The sequence below is a fragment of the Psychrobacter sp. Pi2-52 genome (assembly GCF_904846705.1).
Taxonomy (GTDB): domain Bacteria; phylum Pseudomonadota; class Gammaproteobacteria; order Pseudomonadales; family Moraxellaceae; genus Psychrobacter.
The window spans coordinates 59025-82556 of record NZ_CAJHBS010000010.1 but is presented as its reverse complement, the minus strand read 5'-3'; the positions used below and the strand labels follow the sequence as shown (position 1 = coordinate 82556).

The 23532-nt window shown below is 43.3% G+C and carries 20 protein-coding genes; 10 read left to right on the top strand and 10 right to left on the bottom strand.

Annotation, left to right across the window (positions count from 1 at the left end; translation table 11 throughout):
• Positions 1 to 67 precede the first annotated feature (67 nt).
• The 6 genes from JMY00_RS07340 to JMY00_RS07315 all read right to left on the bottom strand — a co-directional run bounded on the left by JMY00_RS07340 (position 68) and on the right by JMY00_RS07315 (position 7520).
• Complete coding sequence (locus JMY00_RS07340) at positions 68 to 1102, bottom strand: hypothetical protein (protein ID WP_240990689.1); 1035 nt, start codon at positions 1100 to 1102, stop codon at positions 68 to 70.
• Between the two features lie 158 nt (positions 1103 to 1260).
• A complete protein-coding gene (locus tag JMY00_RS07335; RefSeq protein ID WP_201579661.1) occupies positions 1261 to 1746 on the bottom strand; it encodes a thioesterase family protein in 486 nt (161 codons plus the stop codon).
• A gap of 167 nt (positions 1747 to 1913) precedes the next feature.
• A complete protein-coding gene (locus JMY00_RS07330; RefSeq protein ID WP_201579660.1) occupies positions 1914 to 3602 on the bottom strand; it encodes a fatty acid--CoA ligase in 1689 nt (562 codons plus the stop codon).
• 169 nt (positions 3603 to 3771) lie between these two features.
• Entirely contained in the window at positions 3772 to 4974 is a 1203-nt protein-coding gene (locus JMY00_RS07325; protein WP_201579659.1) for a 3-oxoadipyl-CoA thiolase, read from the bottom strand.
• 72 nt (positions 4975 to 5046) lie between these two features.
• Positions 5047 to 6612 carry a 3-hydroxyacyl-CoA dehydrogenase gene (locus tag JMY00_RS07320; protein WP_201579658.1) on the bottom strand — a complete coding sequence of 522 codons (1566 nt, stop codon included), beginning with the start codon at positions 6610 to 6612 and terminating at the stop codon, positions 5047 to 5049.
• A gap of 131 nt (positions 6613 to 6743) precedes the next feature.
• Positions 6744 to 7520: an enoyl-CoA hydratase gene (locus JMY00_RS07315; protein WP_201579657.1), complete on the bottom strand. Its 777-nt coding sequence runs from the start codon at positions 7518 to 7520 to the stop codon at positions 6744 to 6746.
• Between the two features lie 329 nt (positions 7521 to 7849).
• Between JMY00_RS07315 and JMY00_RS07310 the strand changes: the two genes are divergently transcribed.
• The 4 genes from JMY00_RS07310 (at position 7850) to JMY00_RS07295 (ending at position 12706) form a co-directional block, all read left to right on the top strand.
• On the top strand, positions 7850 to 9004 hold the full coding sequence (locus JMY00_RS07310; protein ID WP_201579656.1) for an acyl-CoA dehydrogenase family protein: 1155 nt from the start codon (positions 7850 to 7852) through the stop codon (positions 9002 to 9004).
• Positions 9005 to 9165: 161 nt separating this feature from the next.
• On the top strand, positions 9166 to 10398 hold the full coding sequence (locus JMY00_RS07305; protein WP_220455972.1) for an MFS transporter: 1233 nt from the start codon (positions 9166 to 9168) through the stop codon (positions 10396 to 10398).
• A 220-nt stretch (positions 10399 to 10618) separates the two neighbouring features.
• Complete coding sequence (locus tag JMY00_RS07300; RefSeq protein WP_201579655.1) at positions 10619 to 11464, top strand: IclR family transcriptional regulator; 846 nt, start codon at positions 10619 to 10621, stop codon at positions 11462 to 11464.
• Between the two features lie 147 nt (positions 11465 to 11611).
• On the top strand, positions 11612 to 12706 hold the full coding sequence (locus JMY00_RS07295) for an NADH:flavin oxidoreductase/NADH oxidase (protein WP_201579654.1): 1095 nt from the start codon (positions 11612 to 11614) through the stop codon (positions 12704 to 12706).
• Between the two features lie 644 nt (positions 12707 to 13350).
• On the opposite strand, the gene JMY00_RS07290 is transcribed toward JMY00_RS07295, so the two are convergent.
• A complete protein-coding gene (locus tag JMY00_RS07290; protein ID WP_197707684.1) occupies positions 13351 to 14256 on the bottom strand; it encodes a LysR family transcriptional regulator in 906 nt (301 codons plus the stop codon).
• 150 nt (positions 14257 to 14406) lie between these two features.
• On the opposite strand from JMY00_RS07290, the gene JMY00_RS07285 reads away from it, so the two are divergent.
• The 3 genes from JMY00_RS07285 to JMY00_RS07275 all read left to right on the top strand — a co-directional run bounded on the left by JMY00_RS07285 (position 14407) and on the right by JMY00_RS07275 (position 17065).
• Positions 14407 to 15471 carry a TIGR03571 family LLM class oxidoreductase gene (locus JMY00_RS07285; RefSeq protein WP_101204498.1) on the top strand — a complete coding sequence of 355 codons (1065 nt, stop codon included), beginning with the start codon at positions 14407 to 14409 and terminating at the stop codon, positions 15469 to 15471.
• 17 nt (positions 15472 to 15488) lie between these two features.
• Positions 15489 to 16097, top strand: coding sequence for an NAD(P)H-dependent oxidoreductase (locus JMY00_RS07280; protein WP_157822722.1), 609 nt, complete (start codon positions 15489 to 15491; stop codon positions 16095 to 16097).
• Between the two features lie 152 nt (positions 16098 to 16249).
• Complete coding sequence (locus JMY00_RS07275; RefSeq protein WP_145990531.1) at positions 16250 to 17065, top strand: IS3 family transposase; 816 nt, start codon at positions 16250 to 16252, stop codon at positions 17063 to 17065.
• Between the two features lie 143 nt (positions 17066 to 17208).
• Here JMY00_RS07275 and JMY00_RS07270 read toward each other — a convergent pair whose 3' ends face one another.
• Together JMY00_RS07270 and JMY00_RS07265 are read right to left on the bottom strand one after the other, a co-directional pair.
• The gene (locus tag JMY00_RS07270; protein WP_201579653.1) at positions 17209 to 17856 is read right to left on the bottom strand and encodes a glutathione S-transferase; all 648 of its coding nucleotides are present in this window, start codon (positions 17854 to 17856) and stop codon (positions 17209 to 17211) included.
• A 104-nt stretch (positions 17857 to 17960) separates the two neighbouring features.
• A complete protein-coding gene (locus JMY00_RS07265; protein ID WP_201579652.1) occupies positions 17961 to 19574 on the bottom strand; it encodes a phosphatase PAP2 family protein in 1614 nt (537 codons plus the stop codon).
• A gap of 175 nt (positions 19575 to 19749) precedes the next feature.
• Here JMY00_RS07265 and JMY00_RS07260 point away from each other — a divergent pair, with 175 nt between their 5' ends.
• Positions 19750 to 20766, top strand: a complete 1017-nt coding sequence (locus JMY00_RS07260) for a bile acid:sodium symporter family protein (protein WP_201579651.1) — start codon at positions 19750 to 19752, stop codon at positions 20764 to 20766.
• 294 nt (positions 20767 to 21060) lie between these two features.
• Here JMY00_RS07260 and JMY00_RS07255 read toward each other — a convergent pair whose 3' ends face one another.
• Complete coding sequence (locus JMY00_RS07255; protein ID WP_201579650.1) at positions 21061 to 21228, bottom strand: hypothetical protein; 168 nt, start codon at positions 21226 to 21228, stop codon at positions 21061 to 21063.
• Between the two features lie 21 nt (positions 21229 to 21249).
• Between JMY00_RS07255 and JMY00_RS07250 the strand changes: the two genes are divergently transcribed.
• Together JMY00_RS07250 and JMY00_RS07245 are read left to right on the top strand one after the other, a co-directional pair.
• Positions 21250 to 21609, top strand: coding sequence for a TonB-dependent receptor (locus tag JMY00_RS07250; RefSeq protein ID WP_240990688.1), 360 nt, complete (start codon positions 21250 to 21252; stop codon positions 21607 to 21609).
• Between the two features lie 83 nt (positions 21610 to 21692).
• Positions 21693 to 23456: a multidrug ABC transporter permease/ATP-binding protein gene (locus JMY00_RS07245; protein ID WP_240990687.1), complete on the top strand. Its 1764-nt coding sequence runs from the start codon at positions 21693 to 21695 to the stop codon at positions 23454 to 23456.
• Positions 23457 to 23532: the final 76 nt, after the last annotated feature.

Sequence of the window (23532 nt, the reverse complement as noted above, 5' to 3'; positions counted from 1 at the left end):
ATAATACTTCCCCACTATAACTATGAAGATGCGCCATCGTATCGCTTACTCCTCTCAACACTTCAACTCAAAAATCATATTTTGCCATTATTTCAATTTGCTGACCTGCTGGCATCCATGGGAATGTCGTTACGTCCTGATTTCTCCACTCAATTCCCAAATCCAAATCTGGCAGATACTCATAGATAAGATTGGCGCTTTTGACATTGGCAGAGGTATTTGCCGCGTCATCGACATTGACCTCACCATAACGCAAGTTGCCACGCAGTTTTTGAGAGAACTGATGCTTATAACCAACACTATAACCTGTCTGAGAGATCAGTTTGCCATCTTCAGCGTCACAATCGGCACCGCCATTCATAATAAGCGGCTCGCCCACACATATGGCAGAATAAGCACCCATCCCTTTACCGTTATAGACACTCGCATGGAGCGAGTCTTGACCCAACGACAGCTTACCAGCTAAAGACACGCCGACGCCTACATCCGAGTCCTCTCCGTTCTCAGCCTCACGCGCCGTGACAGCGACATTATAGTCGAGACTGGCTATCTTATCTTTGTAACTGACCACCATGTCAGGCAGGCTGGCATCGTCATACACAGGGTCTTGAGCGGTAAAACGCAGCCCCTTGTAAGTGTAATGCACCGTCAAATCTGGACGAATGTATGAGCCGCCACCGGAGGCTGTGCCGATACCTGTTCCCCAAAAATCAAGCTGCTCGGTAGAGAGTGGCGCAACGGCTAAAAATTGACCGTTCCAAGTCTTACCCACTGTCAAATCATCAACCTGAACATAGGCATGGCGTAAGCGCAGATTTGAGCCGCCCTTGGCGTAATCGCCATAAAAATCACCTTCGATAAACCCCGTGAGTTTTTTATCATCTACCGACTTGGTCGTCTTAACATTGATACGAGACTGGCGTAAATTACCCTTAAATTCCGACTCGCCTTCATCAGGAGAGTTAAAAGCACCTTCTGCTTTGATGTAACCACCGATACTCAAAGTCGTGTCATCTGTTGTCACAAGATCGATTGCTTGTGCAGATACGCATGTTACAACCGTAGCAAAACCTACAGATAGCCTTTTTATATAAAGCATCATTCATCTATTCCCTGTTTTATGTTGATATCCTTATCAATCCCAATTGCTACTACGTTTTCTTTAATCCATAAAAATAAATAATTCTTTTACATGAAAATTAACTTCTACTTAATAAGTACTTTCTAATTAAAAACCCCAATCAGAATTTGACCGATATATTATGTTTTAGGCTGATGTTTGATATTCTCCAAAGCAGCAATCGCGTCTTTTTGCGACTCATCGATAGGCTTTTTCTGCCCACTCAATTTATCGAGATATACCAACACCGACTCACCGATTGCAACGACTGTTTTCTGCACCGTACTGTAATAGGTATATTCATGAATCAGACTTGAATTACCGATTTTTTTGACCTTGACGCCAATCCATAACTCATCAGGATAAGCAACCGATTTGAGGTATCGACATGACGAGGCTGCCATCACCGAAGACGTCTGTTCGTTAAATAAACCAAGCCGCCTGTTGTAGTAGATACGAGCATTTTGAGCATATTCGTAATAAACCACATTATTGACGTGACCAAAGGAGTCCATATCACCCCATTCCACTTGCTGAGGGTAGATAACTGTAAAGTCATGCAATGGGTGATCGGCATCGCTTGCGACAATCTCTTGTATTTCTGGGAACGTAGGCGCAGCTTCCATAGTTTTTCTCTTTTTATTAGACAGGTTTTGTTATAGAGATGATGAGTGTGACTCAGGGTGCTCGTGACTCACACACCTCTCCCATCCCTAGCATTTAGTCAAACACTAGGGTTTATGCAAGCTTTCACTTTTGTCAAAGTCGATTTGATGGTGACCGGATTGTTTGACTAGATGAGGTTTTCTGAGTACATCGAACGCATGCGTTTTTTATCGAGTTTACCGACGCTGGTTTTTGGCATATCTGGCAAAAACCTCACTTCACTTGGCACACCATATTTTGGCAGATGACCTCTCTCTACTGCTTGATGACCCAATGCCAAAATATCTTCCATTTTTGTGTCAACATGGTCTGGTTTTAGCACGATCAATGCCAAGGGACGCTCGCCCCATCGCTCATCTGGCACACCAATCACCGCGATATCAGCCACACTCGGATGAAAGGACAAAATGGTTTCGACCTCAAGCGAGGATACCCATTCGCCGCCAGATTTAATGACATCTTTGAGCCTGTCTGTGATGCTTAGCGTGCCATCAGCAGTCATGCAGGCGATATCTTGAGTATGCATCCAGCCGCCTTTCCATAACTCATTACCTGCGTCAGGATTTTTAAAATAACTTTGCGTTAGCCAAGGCGCGCGTATCACAAGCTCGCCTGTCGATTTGCCATCCATGGGTTGTGGTTTACCATTTTCATCCCAAATTTCCATCGAAACTAGCATAATGGGTGAACCTGATAGGCAACGATAGTTAAGGTTATCCTCTAGCGTCATTGACTCTGTTTTGTCATCGAATACTGCTCGAGACAGTACAGGGCAAGACTCTGACATACCAAAGCCTGACATAAATTCGATACCGCACTCGATAGCTGCTTTGGCTAAGCCTTCGTTTAGCTTTGAGCCACCTAGTAGTAGTTTGAGATTCTCGAATTTGCGGCCACGCTCTGCCATTTCTTTGAGAAGCATCTGCAATATTGCTGGGACACCATGTGACAATGTGACTTTGTGCTGCTCAATCAAATCGACCAATTTTGGTGCCAGATATCTCCCGGGATATACTTGCTTGAGCCCTATCATGGTTGCGCCATACGGCCAGCACCACGCATGTACATGAAACAAAGGCGTCATCGGCATATAGACATCGTTGTAGCGCGCGCCTTGACCTTCGGCATTGAGGGCTGACGCCAAGGTACTTGCCATCGTCTGTAGTACAATCTGTCGATGAGTAAAGAAAACCCCTTTTGGGTCGCCTGTCGTACCACTGGTATAGAATGTCGTAGCAATAGTGTTTTCGTCAAAGTCTGGGAAGTCAAACTCGTCACTAGCGGCTGCCAATAGTGCCTCATATTCGCCATCGACATAGTCTGGCAGCTCAGCTTTCTCACCACCTACTTTATCATCCTCTGCATCATCAGCCCACATTACGTGCTCAATAGAAGGCGCATCGTCACGATAGTCTTTAATCATCGGCGCAAATTCAGCATTCAACAATAAGGCTTTTGGCGCAGCATGATTGACGGTGTACAGCACTTTTTCTTCTGACAGACGGACATTAACGGTTTGCAAAATCATGCCCGACATTGGTACTGCAAAGTATGCCTCAAGGTAACGATGACTGTCCCAGTCCATGACCGCGACCACATCACCTGCCTGCAAGCCCATATTTTTTAATACATTAGCCAAGCGATTAATACGTTTAAAAAACTCAGCATAGGTATAAGTGACTTTGTCGGCATAGCTAATGGTTTGGTTGGTGGAAGCAATCTTGGCGCGGTTTAGTAGTTGTTTTATAATTAACGGAAACCCATACGCTTCTTCGGCTTGATGGTAGTTATCGTGTTCGTTGAGTATGGTTGTCATGGTATCTTCCTTGATAATAAATTGTCCTTGATATAGTCAATTCTCTATAAAAGAGTGACAGCGTTAACCTCACTTGAAGTATCACAATTACATCTGCGATCGGTTGCCTTATTTCTCTTCTAAACTGAATCAACCATAGTCAGTAATGGGGCGAGGTTGCTTTTGAGTCTTAGACGCGTTCTATCACCATGGCAAGCCCTTGCCCAATACCAATACACAAGCTGACCACGGCATATTTGCCGCTCGTACGCTGTAGCTCTCGAGCGGTACTCAAGGCGATTCTTGCACCTGATGCGCCAAGCGGATGACCGACAGCGATGGCGCCACCATTAGGATTGACACGCTTATCATCAAAATCAATGTCCAACCCTTTTAGACAGCCAAGCACTTGAGAAGCAAAAGCTTCATTAATCTCAATGACAGACATGTCCTCGAGGGTCAGATCCGCACGCTTTAGTGCTAGCTTAATTGCTTCAACAGGACCCACACCCATGATATTGGGTTCAACACCCATTGCACCTGATGATAAGATCTTGGCAATCGGTTTAAAGCCTAGCTTTTCCTCTGCTTGCTTTGAGCCAATGATGAGCGCGGCAGCACCATCATTGATGCCAGACGCATTACCTGCGGTGACGATTCCATCTTTGTTTAACGGTTTGAGCTTTTGTAGTGCTTCAATATTAGAGCTGGCACGCGGATGCTCATCCTCTATGACTACTTTTGCAGGCAATTTCTTACCTTGGGGTACGGTGATAGGTGTTATTTCATCGTTAAAAAACCCTGCTTGCTTAGCAGCTTGGTACTTGGCTTGTGATGCGGCTGCAAACTTATCGGCTTCCTCGCGCGTAATACCATACTTCTGCGCGACATTATCGCCCGTCTGCGGCATGGTATCACTGCCGAACTGCTCAATAATTTTTGGGTTGGGGAAACGGCTACCAATGGTCGTATCAAATACTTTGAAGTCACGGCTAAAAGGTTGCTCTGTCTTGGCAAATACAAACGGTGCACGCGTCATCGACTCGACCCCACCTGCTAAAATAATATCCCCTTCATTGCACGTAATACTGCGAGCAGCATCGACAACAGTGGACAGACCTGACGCACATAAACGGTTTACTGTCTGACCTGGGGTATTGACATCCAACCCTGCTAACAAAGCCGCGTTACGCGCGATGTTACGAGAGTCTTCACCTGCTTGGTTGGCACTGCCTAGCAACACTTCATCAAAGATATCAGCAGATAGTTGGTGCTTTTCGACCAACGCTTTCATCACGGTAGCAACCAAATCATCAGCACGTACGGTTGCTAATGCGCCAACATAGCGACCAAAAGGACTTCTTAATCCATCATAAATATAGGCATCTAACATAACGTTTCCTTGTCGTATTTTTAACTCTGAATAATAGTTTTATGGTTTGGCAATATTGCTGTGTCGTCAATATTAGTATTTGGTCTGCTGAGTAAACAATGACACATCAAGCTTGGCACGGCGTTGTAACCAAGGGCTTGGACGATAACGTGGGTCACCTGTCAGCCCGTAGATACGCTCTAAAATGAGCAATACACGCGAGGCCCCAAGATGGTCGCCCCAAGAGATAGGACCATATGGATAACCTAGCCCAAGCTTGACGGCATTATCGATGTCTTCAGGTGAAGCAATCCCTTGCATGGCAATGTCACAACCGAGATTAATCACCATAGCGACCACACGTTGTGCCACAAAGCCGATGCTTTCGGAAATCAGCGTGGCACCGACCATAGGCTGTGTGGTTGCTTCACTGTCATCCAAGCTTTTACCAAATAACGTATAGGCTTGTGCGATAAATGTCTCCTGCGTAATGAGACTTGGCATCAAAGTACGATACTTTGCTAGTCCAGTAAGCATATCAATAGCAACGGCTTGCTTGGGATCAACTTGATAACGAATGGCAGCATTGGTCGTATCTTCGCCATAGGGTGCGAGCAGCACCAAACTATCAGGGTTTGGCTTGTCGTTGTCATCGATAGTGATACCCTGAGACTTTAGGTAATCGACCAGCTGATTTTTGTCTTCTGCCAGATCAGCGCCAACCCAAACCGATGTAATAACGGCATCAGATATGAGTGCTTCGGACGACTGATCTTGAGCAGTAGCTGCTGACAACTTTTGACCGTTTTCATAGTGATAAAACCCTTCACCAACCTTACGACCAAGCTTTTTACCTACCAGCATTTGACGGGTCAGTGGATGCGGGCGATAACGCGCTTCGTGATAGAACTGATTGTAAATCGACTCCATCACGGGGTGCGATACATCGATACCAGTGAGGTCTAACAGCTCAAACGGCCCCATGCGAAATCCTGCGCCTTCACGCAAAATTCGGTCAATATTCTCAAACGTGGTTACCCCTTCACCCAATATTTTTAACGCTTCTGTACCGTACGCTCTACCGCCATGATTGACGATAAAACCCGGTGTGTCTTTTGCTACCACACCTAGGCGACCCATACGTTTGGCCAAATCGGAGAGAACGTCAATCACTGATTGCTGAGTAGACAGACCTGGAATGACCTCTACAATTTTCATTAAAGGGACTGGATTAAAGAAGTGAAATCCTGCCACGCGCTCCGGATGCTCGCAGTCAGCAGCAATGGCGGTCACTGATAAGGAAGAGGTATTGGTCGCCAAAATAGTATCGGCGGTGACCACACCTTCTAACTGGGCAAAAAGCTGTTTTTTGATGTCTAGATTTTCGATAATGGCTTCAACCACTATCTCAGCAGTCGCAATTTGGCTAAGCTCTTGTAGTACCGTCAAATTACTTAAAGTATCCTGTAGCTGCTCATCGGTAAACTTGCCTTTAGCAGTTAGTTTTTCTAGGGTACTTTGCAAGGATTGTCGTCCTTGTTCAGCAGCGCCTGACTTGGCGTCATACAAGAGTACTTGGATACCAGCTTGAGCAGCAATTTGAGCAATACCCATGCCCATAATACCAGTGCCTATAATGGCAATTGTGTTCACAGTCATAATAACTCTCTACATGATTTGCTATGAAATTTCGGTTCAAAGGTGATAACTTGCTTCAAAAGCGATCACAATGTGGCTCTGAATTAACGTGCCTATGAATTCACATGCTTATGAATCAACGCAGCTATGGATTAATGCCCTTTGTACTCTGCAGGACGCTTTTCTAGGAAGGCTTTAGCACCTTCTTTTTGGTCGTGAGTATTGAACAAAATCTGGAAAGCCTTGCGCTCTAGAGCCAATGCACCTTCTAAAGGCATATCAACGCCTAGATTTGCGACTTCCTTGATTTGCGCTAAGGCAATGGGAGAGTAATGTGATAGCTGCTCAGCAATCTCGATGGCACGTGTGATGGTAGCCTCGTCTTCAACGACTTCAGATACCAGCCCCATTGTGTCCGCCTCATCAGCGCTGATCATATCGCCCGTTAGTACCATCTTCATGGCCTTATGTTTGCCAATCGCGCGAAACAAACGCTGCGTTCCGCCAGCACCTGGCATGAGTCCTATCTTGATTTCGGGTTGACCAAATTTGGCAGACTTGCCTGCGATGATGATGTCAGCATGCATCGCTAGCTCACAGCCACCGCCCAAAGCGTAACCATTGACAGCAGCAATAATGGGTTTTTGGCAGTTAGTAATGGCATCCCAATAGCGCTCACTATGACGCAGGTACATATCCACTGTACTTGTAGTCAAGAAATCATTGATATCCGCACCAGCGGCAAACACCTTGTCACCACCAGTAAGGACGATCGCTTTGGTTTGTGGGTCATCATTTAGTTGAATGAACAGATCTGCCATTTGTTGACGTAGCTCGCTGTTTAGTGCATTGCGCACTTTGGGGCGATTAAGTCTAACGACACTCACGCCCTCTCCTTTTTTCTCACAAATAATGAGCGGCTCTTCCATGATCGACTCCTTAAACATCATTCTTGCATAAAGTATAAACACCCTAACAAAGTATTTATTTTGAATATTAAATATCGCTATGCGGTATTTAATATCAATATATACTGTTTATTTTGGTTTGTGAAGCATAAAAATTTGATAAATTAGAATAAATGTAAAGTAAAAAGCTATATTCAATTATATAAATACCGCAATGCGGTTTTTTAAACCAAAACTATTGTAATTTAATAATTCATCGATTATGCTGTTTATCCAAGGACGTCACATTATTTATTACAGTCACAGAGCCGATACTGATATCAGGCATCAATCAAACAAGGAAGATTCATATGATTAGAGATAAAGAGACCCTCGACCACATCACTCAAACCATTCGTAACTTCGTTAATGATCAACTTATCCCTATGGAACATTGGGTTGCCGAAAATGACCGTCTTCCAGAAGAGATCATTGCGCAAATGCGAGAATTAGGGCTTTTTGGATTGACCATACCTGAAGAATACGGCGGACTTGGGGTCACTATGGAAGAAGAAGTCACGCTGGCATTTGAGTTAGGACGCACCTCCCCTGCATTTCGCTCATTAATAGGGACAAATAATGGTATTGGCTCATCTGGCCTAGTGATTGATGGCACTGAAGCACAAAAACAGAAGTATCTACCTCGGTTGGCCAGTGGTGAAATCATCGGTTCATTCTGTTTGACTGAGCCGGAGTCAGGCTCAGATGCCGCCTCATTGAAAACGACGGCTATTAAGGATGGTGATACTTATATCATCAATGGCACCAAGCGCTATATCACCAACGCCCCGCAGGCTGGTGTATTCACTGTTATGGCACGCACCGATCCACAAAACAAACGCTCTGGCGGTATTTCAGCATTTATTGTGGAGAGTGACACACCTGGTATTACTTTGGGCAAGATTGATAAGAAAATGGGCCAAAAAGGCGCGCATACCTGTGATGTGATCTTTGACAATTGCGTTGTACCGGTGGATGCACTCATCGGCGGTGTTGAGGGGGTTGGCTTTAAAACGGCTATGAAAGTTCTTGATAAAGGGCGCTTGCATATCGCAGCAGCCAGTACTGGAGCTGCTACTCGCATGCTGAATGATGCACTCAACTATGCTGTCGAGCGTAAGCAATTCGGTCAACCAATTGCTAGTTTTCAGCTTATCCAAGGTATGCTCGCTGACTCAAAAGCAGAAATCTATGCTGCCAAATCCATGGTACTAGACGCTGCACGTCTGCGTGACGAAGGCAAAGACGTCGTTACTGAATCCTCATGCGCCAAAATGTTTGCCACTGAGATGTGTGGCCGTGTTGCTGATAGAGCGGTACAGATCCATGGCGGTGCCGGTTATATCGCAGACTACGGTATTGAACGTTTTTATCGTGATGTACGTCTATATCGTTTGTACGAAGGTACCACACAAATTCAGCAAGTCATCATTGCCCGCAATATGATTAAAGAAGCCAGCGAGTAATCCCTACCACTTTTTCATCCACCAAAATGCACGGCGGTATTTGCTAGGATGCTGATACCGTTCCCCTCTATTTTTACCACTACGCATCAAATTAGTTTTTCATTCTCACAACGTTAAGGATATAAATTGTGAAAAGTGTCGCTATAACTGCAGATCCAAGTATGAGCTCCACCCAAAAACAACCTTGGAAACTGGCCTTTGTTTTTTGTTTTTTAGTTTTACTATGTGATGGGGCTGATATCGGTATTCTTGCCTTTACCTTATCCAGCCTAAAGCTAGAGTTTGCACTGACCAATGTACAAGCTGGCGCTCTAGGCAGTTGGTCGTTATTTGGAATGGCAATCGGTGGGTTTTTTGGTGGTTGGGCTTGCGATCGCTTTGGCCGAGTACGTGTCATCGTCCTTGCGACTGGTATGTTCTCTATATTGTCTGGTTTTAGTGGATTGGTGCAGAGCTATGAGCAGTTTGTCACGCTACGGGTTATTGCTTGCTTGGGGCTTGGTAGTCTTTATATCGCTACCAATACGCTTATGTCAGAGATGGTACCTACCAAGCATAGAACCACTGTACTTGCTGCATTAATGACTGGATTTACTTTAGGCTCATTGGTTATCACCAGTGTATCCGCTTGGATTATCCCTAGCTATGGTTGGCGCACACTATATCTACTGACGTTTTTGCCGATACTTTTGGCAGTATCAATGTACTTTTTAGTCCCTGAACCCCAGTCTTGGAAAGACGCTCGAGCACTAAAACTGAGCGGAGCATTAGACACACTCAAAAAAGCAGAGAACCCATACAAAGCGATAATGGAAAATCCGAAACACCGTATCATGTTTATCCTATGGTCAATGAGCTCAGGACTTTTGTTATTTGGCTATTTTGGTGTCAGTAACTGGCTACCTTCTTATCTAGAAACTGAATTAGGTATCAAGTTCAAAGAAATGGCACTGTATATGGCGGGAACGTACCTGACTATGATGTTTGCCAAAGTCGTGGCTGGATTCATGGCTGATAAAATCGGACGTAAGATAGTATTTGCCTTTGGTACGATGGGCACCGCATTGTTTATTCCTATTCTAGTGTATATGCATACTCCAGAAAATATTGGTTGGTTAATGATCACCTTTGGTTTCTTATATGGTATCCCCTATGCCATTAATGCCACCTATCTAACCGAAAGTTTCCCTACTGCTATCCGAGGTACTGCGATCGGTGGTGCATTTAATATTGGACGGCTTGGCTCTGTGATTGCTCCTGTTGCCATTGGTTATATGGCCATGCATAACTCTATCGGCGCAGGTTTATTACTTATGGCAGGTGCATACTTCTTATGTGGTCTTATTCCTACTTTATTCATTAAAGAAAAGCAGTACGATCCACAACAAGCCTAACCATACCTCTTATAACGACTATTGCTACCGTTCATACCGCATAGCGAAACAATAGTTTCTCATTATGCTATGCTGAGAATGTGAAAGTAAATTGATATAATATAATCAAAGAGACAGTGGGTAACTGTGGGCTGATATTAGCTCACAGAATGCTATGACTAATGAAGTTTTGTGATTTTATAACGCTTGTATGAATTTGATTGGGGATAATAGACGACATATGACTAATGATACCCTTGCCGATGAAGACACTAACAATGAGATGCATATTGAACTGTTAGAACCCATTGCAGAGATGAGAGATAAAAACGACAGACAGTTTGTCACAGCGTTGGCTCGAGGATTAGAGCTGCTGCGTTGTTTTACCCCGCAGCGGCCTTATCTAGGTAACCAAGACTTAAGTCAGCTGACAGGACTTCCTAAAGGAACCATCACTCGTCTGACCTATACATTGGTCAAATTGGGATACTTAAAACAATCGACCAATAGCAGTAAGTACCAGCTCTCAACAGGGGTACTAAGTTTTGGTTATACGATGATGACTAATATCTCTATCAATAACCTTGCGACTCCTTATATGGAAGAGCTAGCAGACTATGCCAATAGTGCCGTTGCCATGGCTACTCGTGATCGACTGATGATGGTGTATCTAAACGTTGTACAAGGCCAAGGGACCACGACCATGCAACGCAATGTTGGCTCTTATTTGCCTATTCACTTAAGTTCAATGGGGAGAGCCTGTTTGGCGAGTATGCCACCTGCTGAGCAAGAGTTTATCCTTAATGCGATTCGTAGTAAGTATAAAGATGATTGGCTAAAGATTAGACGAGGATTAGATAAAGCCTTCCAAGACTATGAGGACTATGGTTATTGTTTTTCAATTAGTGAATGGCAAAAGGATGTCAATGCGGTAGCCATTGCGCTGATGCACCCGACAGAAGGCTTGCTCACTTTTAACTGTGGTGCGCCAAGCTTTATCCTCAGTCGTACCAAACTAGAAGAAGATATTGCCCCTCGCCTGCTGCATATGAAAAACATGATCGAGAGTAATCTATATATTAGCTAGCATCGCTTAAATGTGCCCCATGGAAATAACAATTCATCCCCATCATGCATTCAAGCGATAATCATAAAGTCATTCATATCGCTTTTGCATTTTATGTTACGTGTCTTTTTATTTTCAGTGCCTTTAGACGTTTTTTGAGGATTCACCATGAGCCAGCTTTTTTCGCCTTTGAAACTTGGGCAACTCACATTAGATAACCGTATTATCATCGCACCCATGTGCCAATACTCTGCCAACGATGGAGCGGCAAGTGATTGGCATATGATCCATTTGGGCCAAATGAGTTTGAGCGGCGCAGGACTACTTATTTTAGAAGCAACAGCGGTCAATCCACAAGGACGTATCAGCTATGCTGATTTAGGTTTATGGGATGACAGGACTCAAGCTGCACTAGATAAAACGCTAACAGCAATCAGACAGTACAGTCCTATGCCAATAGGCCTACAACTGGCCCATGCTGGACGTAAAGCGTCAACCGAAAAGCCATGGGACGGCGGCGGTTCGATTGCCCCTGATGAAGTAAATGGCTGGCAAACGGTGGCACCGTCGGCATTGGCGTATGACGAAAATTCTACTGTACCCACAGCAATGGATCAAAATGACATTGATGCGCTAGTAAGTGATTTTGTGAATGCGGCAAAACGCGCTGATGCTCTGGGCCTTGATTTAATTGAACTTCATGGGGCGCACGGTTATCTATTGCATCAGTTTTTATCGCCACTTTCTAATAACCGTGAAGATCAGTACGGTGGCAACCTTGAGAATAGAATGCGCTTGTTACTTGACGTGTTTACAGCGGTTCGGGCTGAATTTTCAAGTAAAAAGCCAGTGGGCGTGCGTGTGTCTGCAACCGATTGGGCCCAAGGCGGCTGGGATCTCACCCAAACGATCGAGCTGGCTAAAGCATTGGAGGCGTTAGGCTGTGACTATATCCATGTGAGCACCGCAGGACTTAGCCCAGACCAGCAGATCCCTGTAGAGCCTAACTTCCAAGTGCCTTTTGCAACCGCGATAAAAGAAGCCGTCAATATACCCGTCATCGCAGTGGGCTTAGTTACCAAAGCCGAGCAAGCGCAAAGCATCATTGCTGAGCAGCAAGCGGATGCGGTTGCATTAGCACGCGGTATGCTTTATGACCCGCACTGGCCTTGGCATGCGGCGGCCGAGCTTGGCGCAACCGTCAAAGCGCCTAAACAATATCTGCGCTCAAGCCCACATGGCAAGCCGTCTCCGATAGAATAAGTGTAATCGAACTACGAACATAGACTGAAGACATTACTTGCTTCAGTCTATGCATTAACTCACTTTAATTCAAACTAAAGTAATTATGGCTTAAAAGTTAGATAGTCATCAGTGTATTCAGCTTGACAAGTGGTAGTGATATCAACGCTGCCATAATTTACCGGCTGAAGTGTAGCGCAGGGAGGTCAACTTATGGTCTTGTTAGGCCTGCTAAATGTTCCATAAGCGGAATTACCTCATTGTAAATACCCCATTCTTAACACAACATCATCGTAGAATAATTAAGCCACCTGCCTGTACTCAGCAGGTGTCATTGTAGTGGCATAATGAAATAGGACAGTAGATAAGAGGTTATACTATCACCAAGACTGGAGAGAAGATATGACCACTACACACCGCACAAACAAAAGTATTAAGCTATTATTCTAGTAAGTAATGAAACAAAATTATATATGGTTTTCCGTTCACCCTGAGCCTGTTGAAGAGTAGGAAAACCGTTATGGTTCGACAAGCTCACCACGAACGGTTTTTTATAATTTAAATTTGTTCAGTTACTTAAATCAGAATAGTATGATGAAGAAAGCCTTTCCTAAATTAGATACGCATAATATTCTACTGCTTTTCACAATATCACCATCTACAGTTTAACCTATCAAACGCTGTGCTAAAAAATTCACCAACACGCCAATTTTTACCACATTACGGCTAGTGGGCGGATACACCAAATAAATCCCGTCATCTGTCGCCAAAGACGGGGTCACTTGCCAATCAGACAACACCTGTACCAACGCCCCAGACTGCAACGCTTTCTCAATCAGCCAATTAGGTAAATGGCTAATCCCTTGTCCATCAAGCGTGGCTTGTTTCAGCATTTCTATATTATTACCCATCAAATTCCCTGTCACCCGCAAACTTTGCGTTTTACCCGTTTGATGGAAATACCACTTTGACGCATAGCCTTGATACATAAACGGCAAACAATTATGCTCGGCTAATTGTGACGGTATTTGTGGTGTTCCATGCAATCGTAGATAATCGGGACTGGCACATAACAGCCGTTGCTGAGAGGCAATAAATTTTGCTACCAAGCGGTCATCCTCCACACGCCCTAACCGCACCCCTACATCATATTTCTCATTAAATAAATCTACAAATTCATCACTGGCAAATAGCTCCAATTCAATTTTTGGGTATAAATGGGCAAATTCGGCAAGCAATGGGGCGATTTTTTCAATCCCATAGGCACTGGGAAAAGTAAGGCACAATCGCCCTTGTGGCTCAATTTGCTCCTCTTTAATCGCTTCATTTACCTGTTGTAATTCAGCTAATATCGGCTCGGTCTGTTGTAAATAACGCATCCCTGCATGGGTCAAATCCAAATGTCTGGTTGAGCGATTCAATAGCTTAACTTGCAAGGATTGTTCTAAGTTATCAATTTGCCGAGTGACAGACGACACCGCCAGCCCAAGCTGACTTGCCGTGGCAGTAAAGCTATTAGTATTCGCCACATGGTGAAAAATAGTGAGGGCATAGAAGTAATTGATGGTCATGGGTTTGTTAGCAGTTAAGTGTATTTTTGAATAAACATATTTTTGCAAAAAAAGCAAAACTGTTTCTAATTTTACCCCAATTATCATTAAAAATAAAAGCATTATACTAAGGCTATATTTTTTAATGCTTAATTTAACGGAGTGACTCCCATGACCACAAGCTCACAAACTGCTGTACCAAACCTCTCTGTTCTTGGACAAGACAATAGCCAATTATTTCACACCGCTGAGACGAATGAAAATATAACCCCGCAACAAAAACAACTACCCCCTCATCTTGCCAATCACCCTGCTTTTAGTGAGGTGTTTCAAGCGGATAAACTCACCTTGGGATTGATTGCCCCGTTTAAAGGCTATCCCAATAGTCCGATTCCGAGCTTAGAAGACTTTGGGGAAACCGCTGTCTTAGCAGAACAGCTTGGATTTTCTGCACTATGGTTGCGAGATGTGCCATTTTATGACCCAAGTTTTGGCGATGTTGGACAAGCATTTGACCCCATGGTTGCCATGGGCTATTTGACTGCGAAAACCCAACGAATTGCGATAGGTTCAGCAGGCATCGTTGCACCTTTGCGGAGTCCCATTCATATCGCCAAAGCCTCAGCAAGTACGGCAGTATTAAGCAATAATCGCTTTATTTTGGGGATGTCGAGTGGCGATAGACCTGTGGAATACCCTGTGTTTCAGCAAAACTTTGACAATCGTGCCGAGCGTTTTCGAGAAAGTTGGGACATGATTCGTGCCTTAACCACCCAAAAATTTCCGCAGTTTAAAGGGCAACATTATGGGGATTTAACAGGCAATATTGGCTTTATCCCTATCCTTGAACAACGCTTACCGATGGTTGCTATTGGTCGTGCCAGACAGGAACTAGATTGGCTTGCTAATACTGCCGATGCGTGGATTTGGCATGGGGTAAACCCAAAAGATACCAAAAATATCGTGCAAACCTTGGCGGATTTAAATCAAGATGACGCTTGGCATCCTTTTGGTTATGCCAATTTTGTCGAACTTAGTGAGAATCCGAATGAGCCTGCTCAATTATCTCGCAATATTTATCTACGAGGCGGGTCACATAGTTTGCTGGAATTTTGGCAAGAGCAGAAAGAACAAGGCTTATCTCATGTCACCATTAATTTAAAGCCTACCAAACGCCCTGTCAAAGAAACGTTGCAAGACTTAGCAGAAAATGTGTTAGCCAAATTAAACCAATAAAAATGGGGTATAAAACCATGAAAACGCTTGTCATTGATACCACAATCAATGCCCATACTGAGTCATTTTCGGCTCAGTTACTACAACAAATCAAACAGCAATTTGCTGAAAGCACAACCTATTTGCCATTAAATGACATGGATTTACCTACCTTGGATGAGGCAACCCTAACGGTCATTTATAAACAAAAAGCAGGGGAGGCTTTGAGTGTGGCGGAGCAAGCTATCGCCGACACTCGGCAATCGATGTTACAGCAGTTTAAAGCGCATCAAAAAATCGTTATTATCTATCCGATGTATAACTACAATATCCCTGCTCGACTCAAAGATTATATGGATATGGTGTTGGTGCCACGAGAGACTTTCCAGTACAGCGAGGCAGGTAAAATTGAACCCTTATTGACCGATAATAGAGCCGTGTTGTTTCTACAAATTAGTGGGTCGATGTTCTCATTGGATAAAGAATGCCAACAAATGGAATTTGCTTACCGTTATTTGGATATGATGTTTGCAAAAATGGGCTTTAAAAAACGCACCTTGATTCGAGCAGAAGGCACAGCCATTTGTGATAAAGAGGCAATTTTACAAGCCACGCTAGAAGATTTTAACCAATGGCAAGTTAATTAAATTTTAAGATAGCTGATACATAAGCTCAAGTTACCCAATATACTGTTAGGAGAATTTTCTTATGAAATCAAAATACCACCCTTTATTTCAACCTTTTACCCTTAATAATGGCATCGTCATCAAAAACCGTTTGGTAGTTGCTCCTATGACGCATTGGGGTTGTTAGAAGCAGCTATTACAACAGTACTAAATCTAGGTCTATAGACATTGAACTTATAAGGCTCAAAGCCTTAATCAGAGAAGTATTTGAGCAGTCAAATGGCTCGGCTGGTGCAAGGACGGTATCTGCTATCGTCACGCATCAACATGACATTAAACTCACACGCTACAGAGCAGTTAAACTGATGGCACAAATGGGGTTGATTAGTCGACAGATAAAATCACATAAGTACAGGCGTTGTGAAGAATTCCATAAAGCTTATGGAAACATACTAGACCGTCAGTTTGCGCCCACTGCACCAAACCAAGTGTGGACAGGTGATGTTACTTATATTCGTATCAAAGCCGGATGGTGTTATTTAGCCATCGTTATGGATTTATATGCTCGACGTATTGTTGGTTTTGCCTTGTCAGATAGCCCGAATACCCAGCTGACCACATCTGCACTAAAAATGGCATATCACATAAGACTTGAGCCTAAAGGCGTGCTGTTTCATTCAGATCAAGGCAGTCATTATACCAGTGAAGAGTATGCTAAATGCGTAGCCAAGTGCAATGGTATGTCGCATAGTATGAGCCGACGAGGCAACTGTTGGGACAATGCACCTACAGAGAGGTTCTTTAGAAGCTTTAAGACAGAGTGGATGCCAAAAAACGGCTATGACAATATTGATGAGGCTCGGCAGGCAGTAAATGATTATATTTGGGGCTATTATCAAAGTGTAAGACCACACAGCTTTAATGAGTATTTAACACCGAGCGAGAAAAAGAGACTTTATTTCAACAAAAACCTCTTAAGTACTGTCTAAAAATATTTGACCACTACAAGTATACAATGTGTATTCTCCTACGTTCTTTCAAATCTATACTTTACCTACCACTCACCACTCACCACTCACCACTCACCACTCACCACTCATGTGATCATATAAATAACTTCAAATACCATATATTAACAAGGAAAAATCACCACCTCATCGCCTTCTTGCCATGGTTCAAACTTAGTCATAACTTGCAAAAATAACGGATGCGCAAGCCAATCTTGTAACCACTGCTGCAATTTAGGGTATGGCAAACCATAAAACACCTCACGATCAACATGTGCAAATTGACGAACAAACGGCATGATACCGATGTCAGCAACGGTCACGCTATTGTCTAGTAGATAGGTATTCTTAGTCAATAACGCTTCTAAATACTGCAGAAAAATTTCACCTTTTTGTCGATATTCTATTTGAGTCATCTCAGGGTGACGATCGGCATATTTGTAGCGATCGAGCCACTGCTTAAACTCATTGTCGTTTTGTGCTATCAGTGCATTAGCTTGGGATGAAATCTTTTCATCTAGCAGTCCTTGAGGATCGTTTTGCTCAAGCGCCCACATCATGATCTCTGCACTCTCTTCAATGACGGTCCCATCCGCTAACTGTAACACAGGAACCGTGCCTTTTGGACTAATCGCTAGCATCTGATCTGGCTTATTCTTTAACGTTATTTCTCGTAGCTCTAGTGGTAACTCGGCGAACATTAGACCGAGACGAGCGCGCATAGCATAAGGACAGCGACGAAAAGAGTACAAGCGAGGCAACGAGGTGTTCATAGATTCCTCCATAGTTGAATAGGAATTAAGCAATAGGTAAAAAGCAAACAAAGAAGAATTAGCAGACGGAAACCTACTGAAATTAATAGTTATTAAGGCGCTGTTTAATAGGTGACAGACTTATAATTGGCCATAGTTTCTACTAATGACTGTGGTAGATAAGTATCTTTCAGGTGCGCGTGCGGATAATGCTGCTCAATCCACGATTGATAGTTATAGACAGTTAGCGTACCACAATATAATAAATATAGAACCTGTACACCGATGCTACGCGACAGACCCATCACGCAATGGAAATTGATAAGTGTGATGAGGCCACCCTTTACCTGACTATCTTCTACCTGATTACCCTCTACCCAACTCTCATTATTAGCGGTTATCGCTTGTGTCTCTACCGATTGTATCAACGCTTCAATTTGTTGAAATAGATCAATATAGTATTGGAGCAATACATCATTTAATGGCTGCAAATCCAACAAAGGCAAATACAAATAATGAACTGTCGTATTCATAATGCCGTTAGCGGCTATTTCAAGATTATGGGCATGGCTAGATATCTCAGCGGCTAAATCAACAACGATAATCTGATGGCAAACTGCAGGCCGATTGCTTTCTAACGAACTTCGCAACTCTAATAAACTAGAACCAAACAACCAATACGTTAAATGACTACTTAGATCCGTCTGCATCAATCGAGGTGAAGCAACAACATTGACCTTGTCATTAATAGCATATGGCGTGAGTGAATACTTTTGACTTTTGGAGAAAATTTTGAAATACCACTGTCCAAACAACGACATGCCATTGTAAATAATAATGATTGGTGCAAACTTAATCCAAGTATGTAAGGTCAGTCGACCGCTACTGGATTTTTGAAACCAGCGTATATCTCGTATTGGCTTGACCTGTTGATAGACACCAGCCAACATCGTAAAGCTGATTAACCAATATGAAGCAATCATAATGGCTAAATCTTCTACAACTTCAGACGCTATCATACTCATATTAGCAAAGTAAAACCCTGCTATCGCTATCAACAAAAACCCTATTACCCCCAGTGTCAGATGCTTGATTACCAATGCATTTCGGATTCGATTTGAGAGTATCAGCACCAACACTGCCAATACTACCCCGCCGAACATATCTAGCAAATGATGTTGATACGTCAACACTGTCGACAGGGCAATCAATGTACATATGCCAGTCAGCAACAATCGATAAGCCGCTGAAATCAATCTCTTTTTAGACGCTACAACATCCCATAATGATACGCCAAGCAACATGGCATAGCTGACATGCAATGATGGCAACTGATTAAATGGCTTGTCCACCAACTGCAAAAACTGATAACCAAACTGCGTCCAATCATCAGGTATCGATCGATTGAATGAGAAACGAGCGGGATAGAGATAGAAAATTAAACAGGCAAAGATGGTCGTCAGAATCAAGCGATAGCTCAATAAAGATAATTGTGTAGACGTCCGCACTAAGAAAAAACTAGCCACAAATAAAATCAATGACCAGCTATAAGGAACAATCATAGCTGGAATGAAAGGAATCATGCTATCAAATGGCGTGGCTAGGTTATGAACTTTCGATGGATAAAGTTTATACAGGGAGACACTATAAAAAGTCGTTAAGTTGTAGAGCAGATAAAATATCGCTAACGCAAGACCTAGGTGTTTGAATCTAGTTAAATTTGATGGAGTTTGCAACACCTAGTACCTCATTTGACTATTGAATAAACATTTCAAAAAACTTTGGCAATATAATCATAGTTAAAGTTGTCATAATAGCAACTTATTGTTGGCTAAAAACAGCCTAAACCCATTGGAAATACAGTGGTTTTGAACTTATACTTGACTATTTTCCAGACTTAGAAGGATTTGAGAAATGCAGTTTTTGAGGGTGATAAGTCAGCAGTTGAGTCGATTTACGGCATTGGTTATTATTTTAGCGGCCGCAGTGACATTTATAGAGCCTGCGACTTTTTCTTGGGTGACAGGTGATGCCCAAGTCATCGTTCTGGGTGTCATTATGCTCGCAATGGGTATGACACTAGGTAAAGAGGACTATAAAATGTTGGCCCAGCGCCCGCTTGATATTTTTATCGGTTCAATTATCCAATATACCATTATGCCGATTTTAGCGATTAGCGTGGCCAGATTGTTTGACTTATCGCCTGGGTTGACACTGGGTCTAGTATTGGTTGGTACTTGTCCTGGTGGTGTGTCTTCAAACATTATGAGCTACCTTGCCAAAGGTGATGTGGCGTTTTCGGTAGGTATGACCACCGTATCAACCATCATTGCACCGTTAGTGACGCCACTTTGGCTCAATTATTTGGTTGGTCAATCTGTAGAAATGGATGGCTGGGGTATGTTCCGCTTTATGCTATTAGTGACGTTGTTGCCAGTCGCTATTGGCTCTATGTTAAACATACTATTTCAAAACAAACACTGGTTTAATGACGTACGTGCGGTGATGCCAGGCGTGGCTGTATTAGCTTTTGCTGCTATCGTCGGTGGCGTTGCCGCTGTATTTGGCGATCAGTTCTTGCAGTCAGGGCTAGTCGTTATCTTGGCCATCGCGGTACACAATATCGTCGGCTATATATTGGGCTACTACTCAGGGGCCTTATTTGGTATGAGCAAACCCAAAAAACGCACCATATCTATCGAGGTTGGCGTACAAAATGCAGGTCTAGCCACGGGTTTAAGCACTAAGTTTTTCCCTGGCAATGCAGAGTCCGCCATCGCTGCCGCCGTCGCTTGTATTTGGCACTCTGTTTCTGGCTCTATATTGGCCAATATCTTCGCTTGGTGGGATAAGCGTCAAGAAGCGAAAAATCCTACCGTCATCGAGACTGAAGAGACCATGGAGCTTGGTAGACCAATCAGAAATCATTAGTACCGAGAAAGGTAATGCTCAGTAAGGTAATACTGAACTAGGTGATATTGAACTAGTTAGTAAAGCTAAAACGCTATGAGTTAAAATACTATGCTAGATTATTGTTTCTAGCATAGTATTTTCTAATAAAGCACCTTCTAATACAGAGTCTTTCAACATAGAGACTTTTAAATGTGAATTTTCTAATAAAGCACCTTCAAATATAGCGCTCTTTAGCATAGTATTTTTAGCATAGCACTATCGGTAATTTGCATGAACCGCTAGCCTCTCTTCTAGGTTCTCACTTAACGTAGTCTACCGCAACTCATTTCCAAAACGTTTACGCACCTGACGCAAGTATAAAGCTGGTGCAATACGCCACAGTAAACTGCCAAAGCGTGAGATAGGGTCCGGCAATATCCAACGTTTGCGCCGCTGCAAACCTTGATCGATCTGTTCGGCCATCCACTCAGCACTACGCATATTACCGATCATTGAGCGTGGATGCTTTGCGATACTGCCATCACAGCCGAGCGCGTGGTTCTCGATAGGTGTATCAAGAACGTTAACCTAGAATACGATCTAGCAGCCGTCGAAGGATTAACATTAACGGGCGATATTATCCATACAGGTGCGCGTTATGCTGATGCTGCCAACACCTTAAAAGTTGATGGTTATACTACCCTAGATTTAGGTGCTCGCTATCGTACTATACTGGCAGGACAAGACGTTACTCTAAAAGGTATGGTGACCAATATCACAGGTGAAGACTACTGGCAATCTGTAGGTGGATTACCAGGCTATGGCTATCTAAATGCGGGTGAACCAACGGCCTTAAAAGTATCGGCAACGTTCGACTTTTAAGCTTTATTAGGTTTTATAAAAGGGATTAGGCGCGGCCTACTCCCTTTTCTGCTATCAAAAATTTATTTTATTACTGAGTTACTATGTCTTCTCATACCACAGCGTCCTCTCATACGACCGCTTCTTTATATCATATGATTTGGGCGAATTATCGTCTGCCTTTTCTCAAAGTCATTCTGCTAAATCTGAGCAATGCCGCTGTCAGTGTGGGTATTATTGCCTATATCAATCATACCTTTATTAGTCAGCCAGTATTCGATACCTTATCTTGGCTCAGCTTGGCGCAGTTTTCCCTGCTGGTACTATTACTGCTAGTGACGACATTTTTATCGCAATATGCCTTAACGCGATTGGGGCATCGATTTGTCTATGAGCTTAGAACCAAATTGGTCAAACAAATCATCGATACTACCGTTCCTCAGATAGACCATTTGGGTAGTGCACGCTTACTTGCCAGCTTATCCTCAGATATTCAATCGATTACCGTTGCTTTTGTCCGTATGCCAGAGCTGGTACAAGGCATTATTTTATCTGTTGGCGTTGGGCTATATCTGGGCTGGTTGTCGTTGCCATTATTGTTTATTGTCATGTTTTGGATTGTGATGACGATTTGGATAAGTACCATTTTGGTCAAGCATGTCTATACCCATTTGACCGAATTGAGAGAGATTAATGATGCGTTATATCAGGATTATCAATCGATAATAGAAGGTCGTAAAGAGCTTGCTCTTAATCAACATCGAGCAGAAAAACTATATACAGATGATTTTTTGGCTCATGCCAAATCGTACGAGAAGACCGTGACTAAGTCTGATACTTTTCATTTATCAGCGGTGAACTGGTCCAATATTATGATGTTCGCATCGATTGGTATCGTGTTTGCAGTGGCCAATTATCTCGATATTCCGATGGGGGTTGCTACTACTTTTTCTTTGACGATTTTGTTTATGCAGTCGCCGCTCCTACATGCGGTGGGTGCGTACCCAACATTGCAGACTGCTCAAGTTGCACTAGAAAAGATACAGTCTTTAGAATTGGCCGAGCATCAGCCAAGCTTTGCGACAGATACTGTTGCACAAGACTGGCAGTCCATAACTCTAAATAATATCGATTATCGCTATGTAGGTAGTAGTAGTCATGCACCAGACACAGGGGTTAATGATAATGCTCAAAATAGCGACAACAGTGATAACAATCAAAACCCTACCAATAACATCTTAAAGTCCGTCAATTTAACCTTGCAACGAGGTGACGTGGTTTTCTTAATCGGTGCGAATGGTAGCGGCAAATCGACTCTTGCCAAAATCATTACTGGTATCTTTACCCCCACTACAGGGACGGTACAAGTCGATGGACAGAGCGTTAATTCAGAGAACAATGCCGATTTTAAACAGCTATTTTCTGCGATTTTTAGCGACCAGCATTTATTTAAACAGCTGATTGGAGTTCAAGGCAATGAGCCTGATGCGGCTCTAGTGTCTGACTGGCTGCATAAGCTCAATCTACAAGAAAAAGTAAGTGTGTCTGACCATAAACTCTCTACAGATAAGCTGTCGCAAGGTCAGAGAAAACGCTTGGCTATGCTGATCGCCGTCGCCGAACAAAAGGACATATTACTGCTCGATGAGTGGGCAGCCGACCAAGACCCTGCTTTTCGCCGCGTGTTCTATCAGACGCTCATCCCTGAGCTAAAAGCCATGGGTAAGACACTGTTTATCATCAGTCATGATGACGGTTATTTTGAGCATGCTGATCGATTATTACTGATGAAAGAAGGCCGTCTCATTGAGCTAAATGCCGAAGAGCGACAGCGCGCCAGCAAAGATGCCATTGCTATGCTCAAGTAAATACCAGTAACATTTAATCTAAGCAATTTTTAAGCAAAAAAGGAGCGCCTTACTACAAGGCGCTCCTTTGCTATAT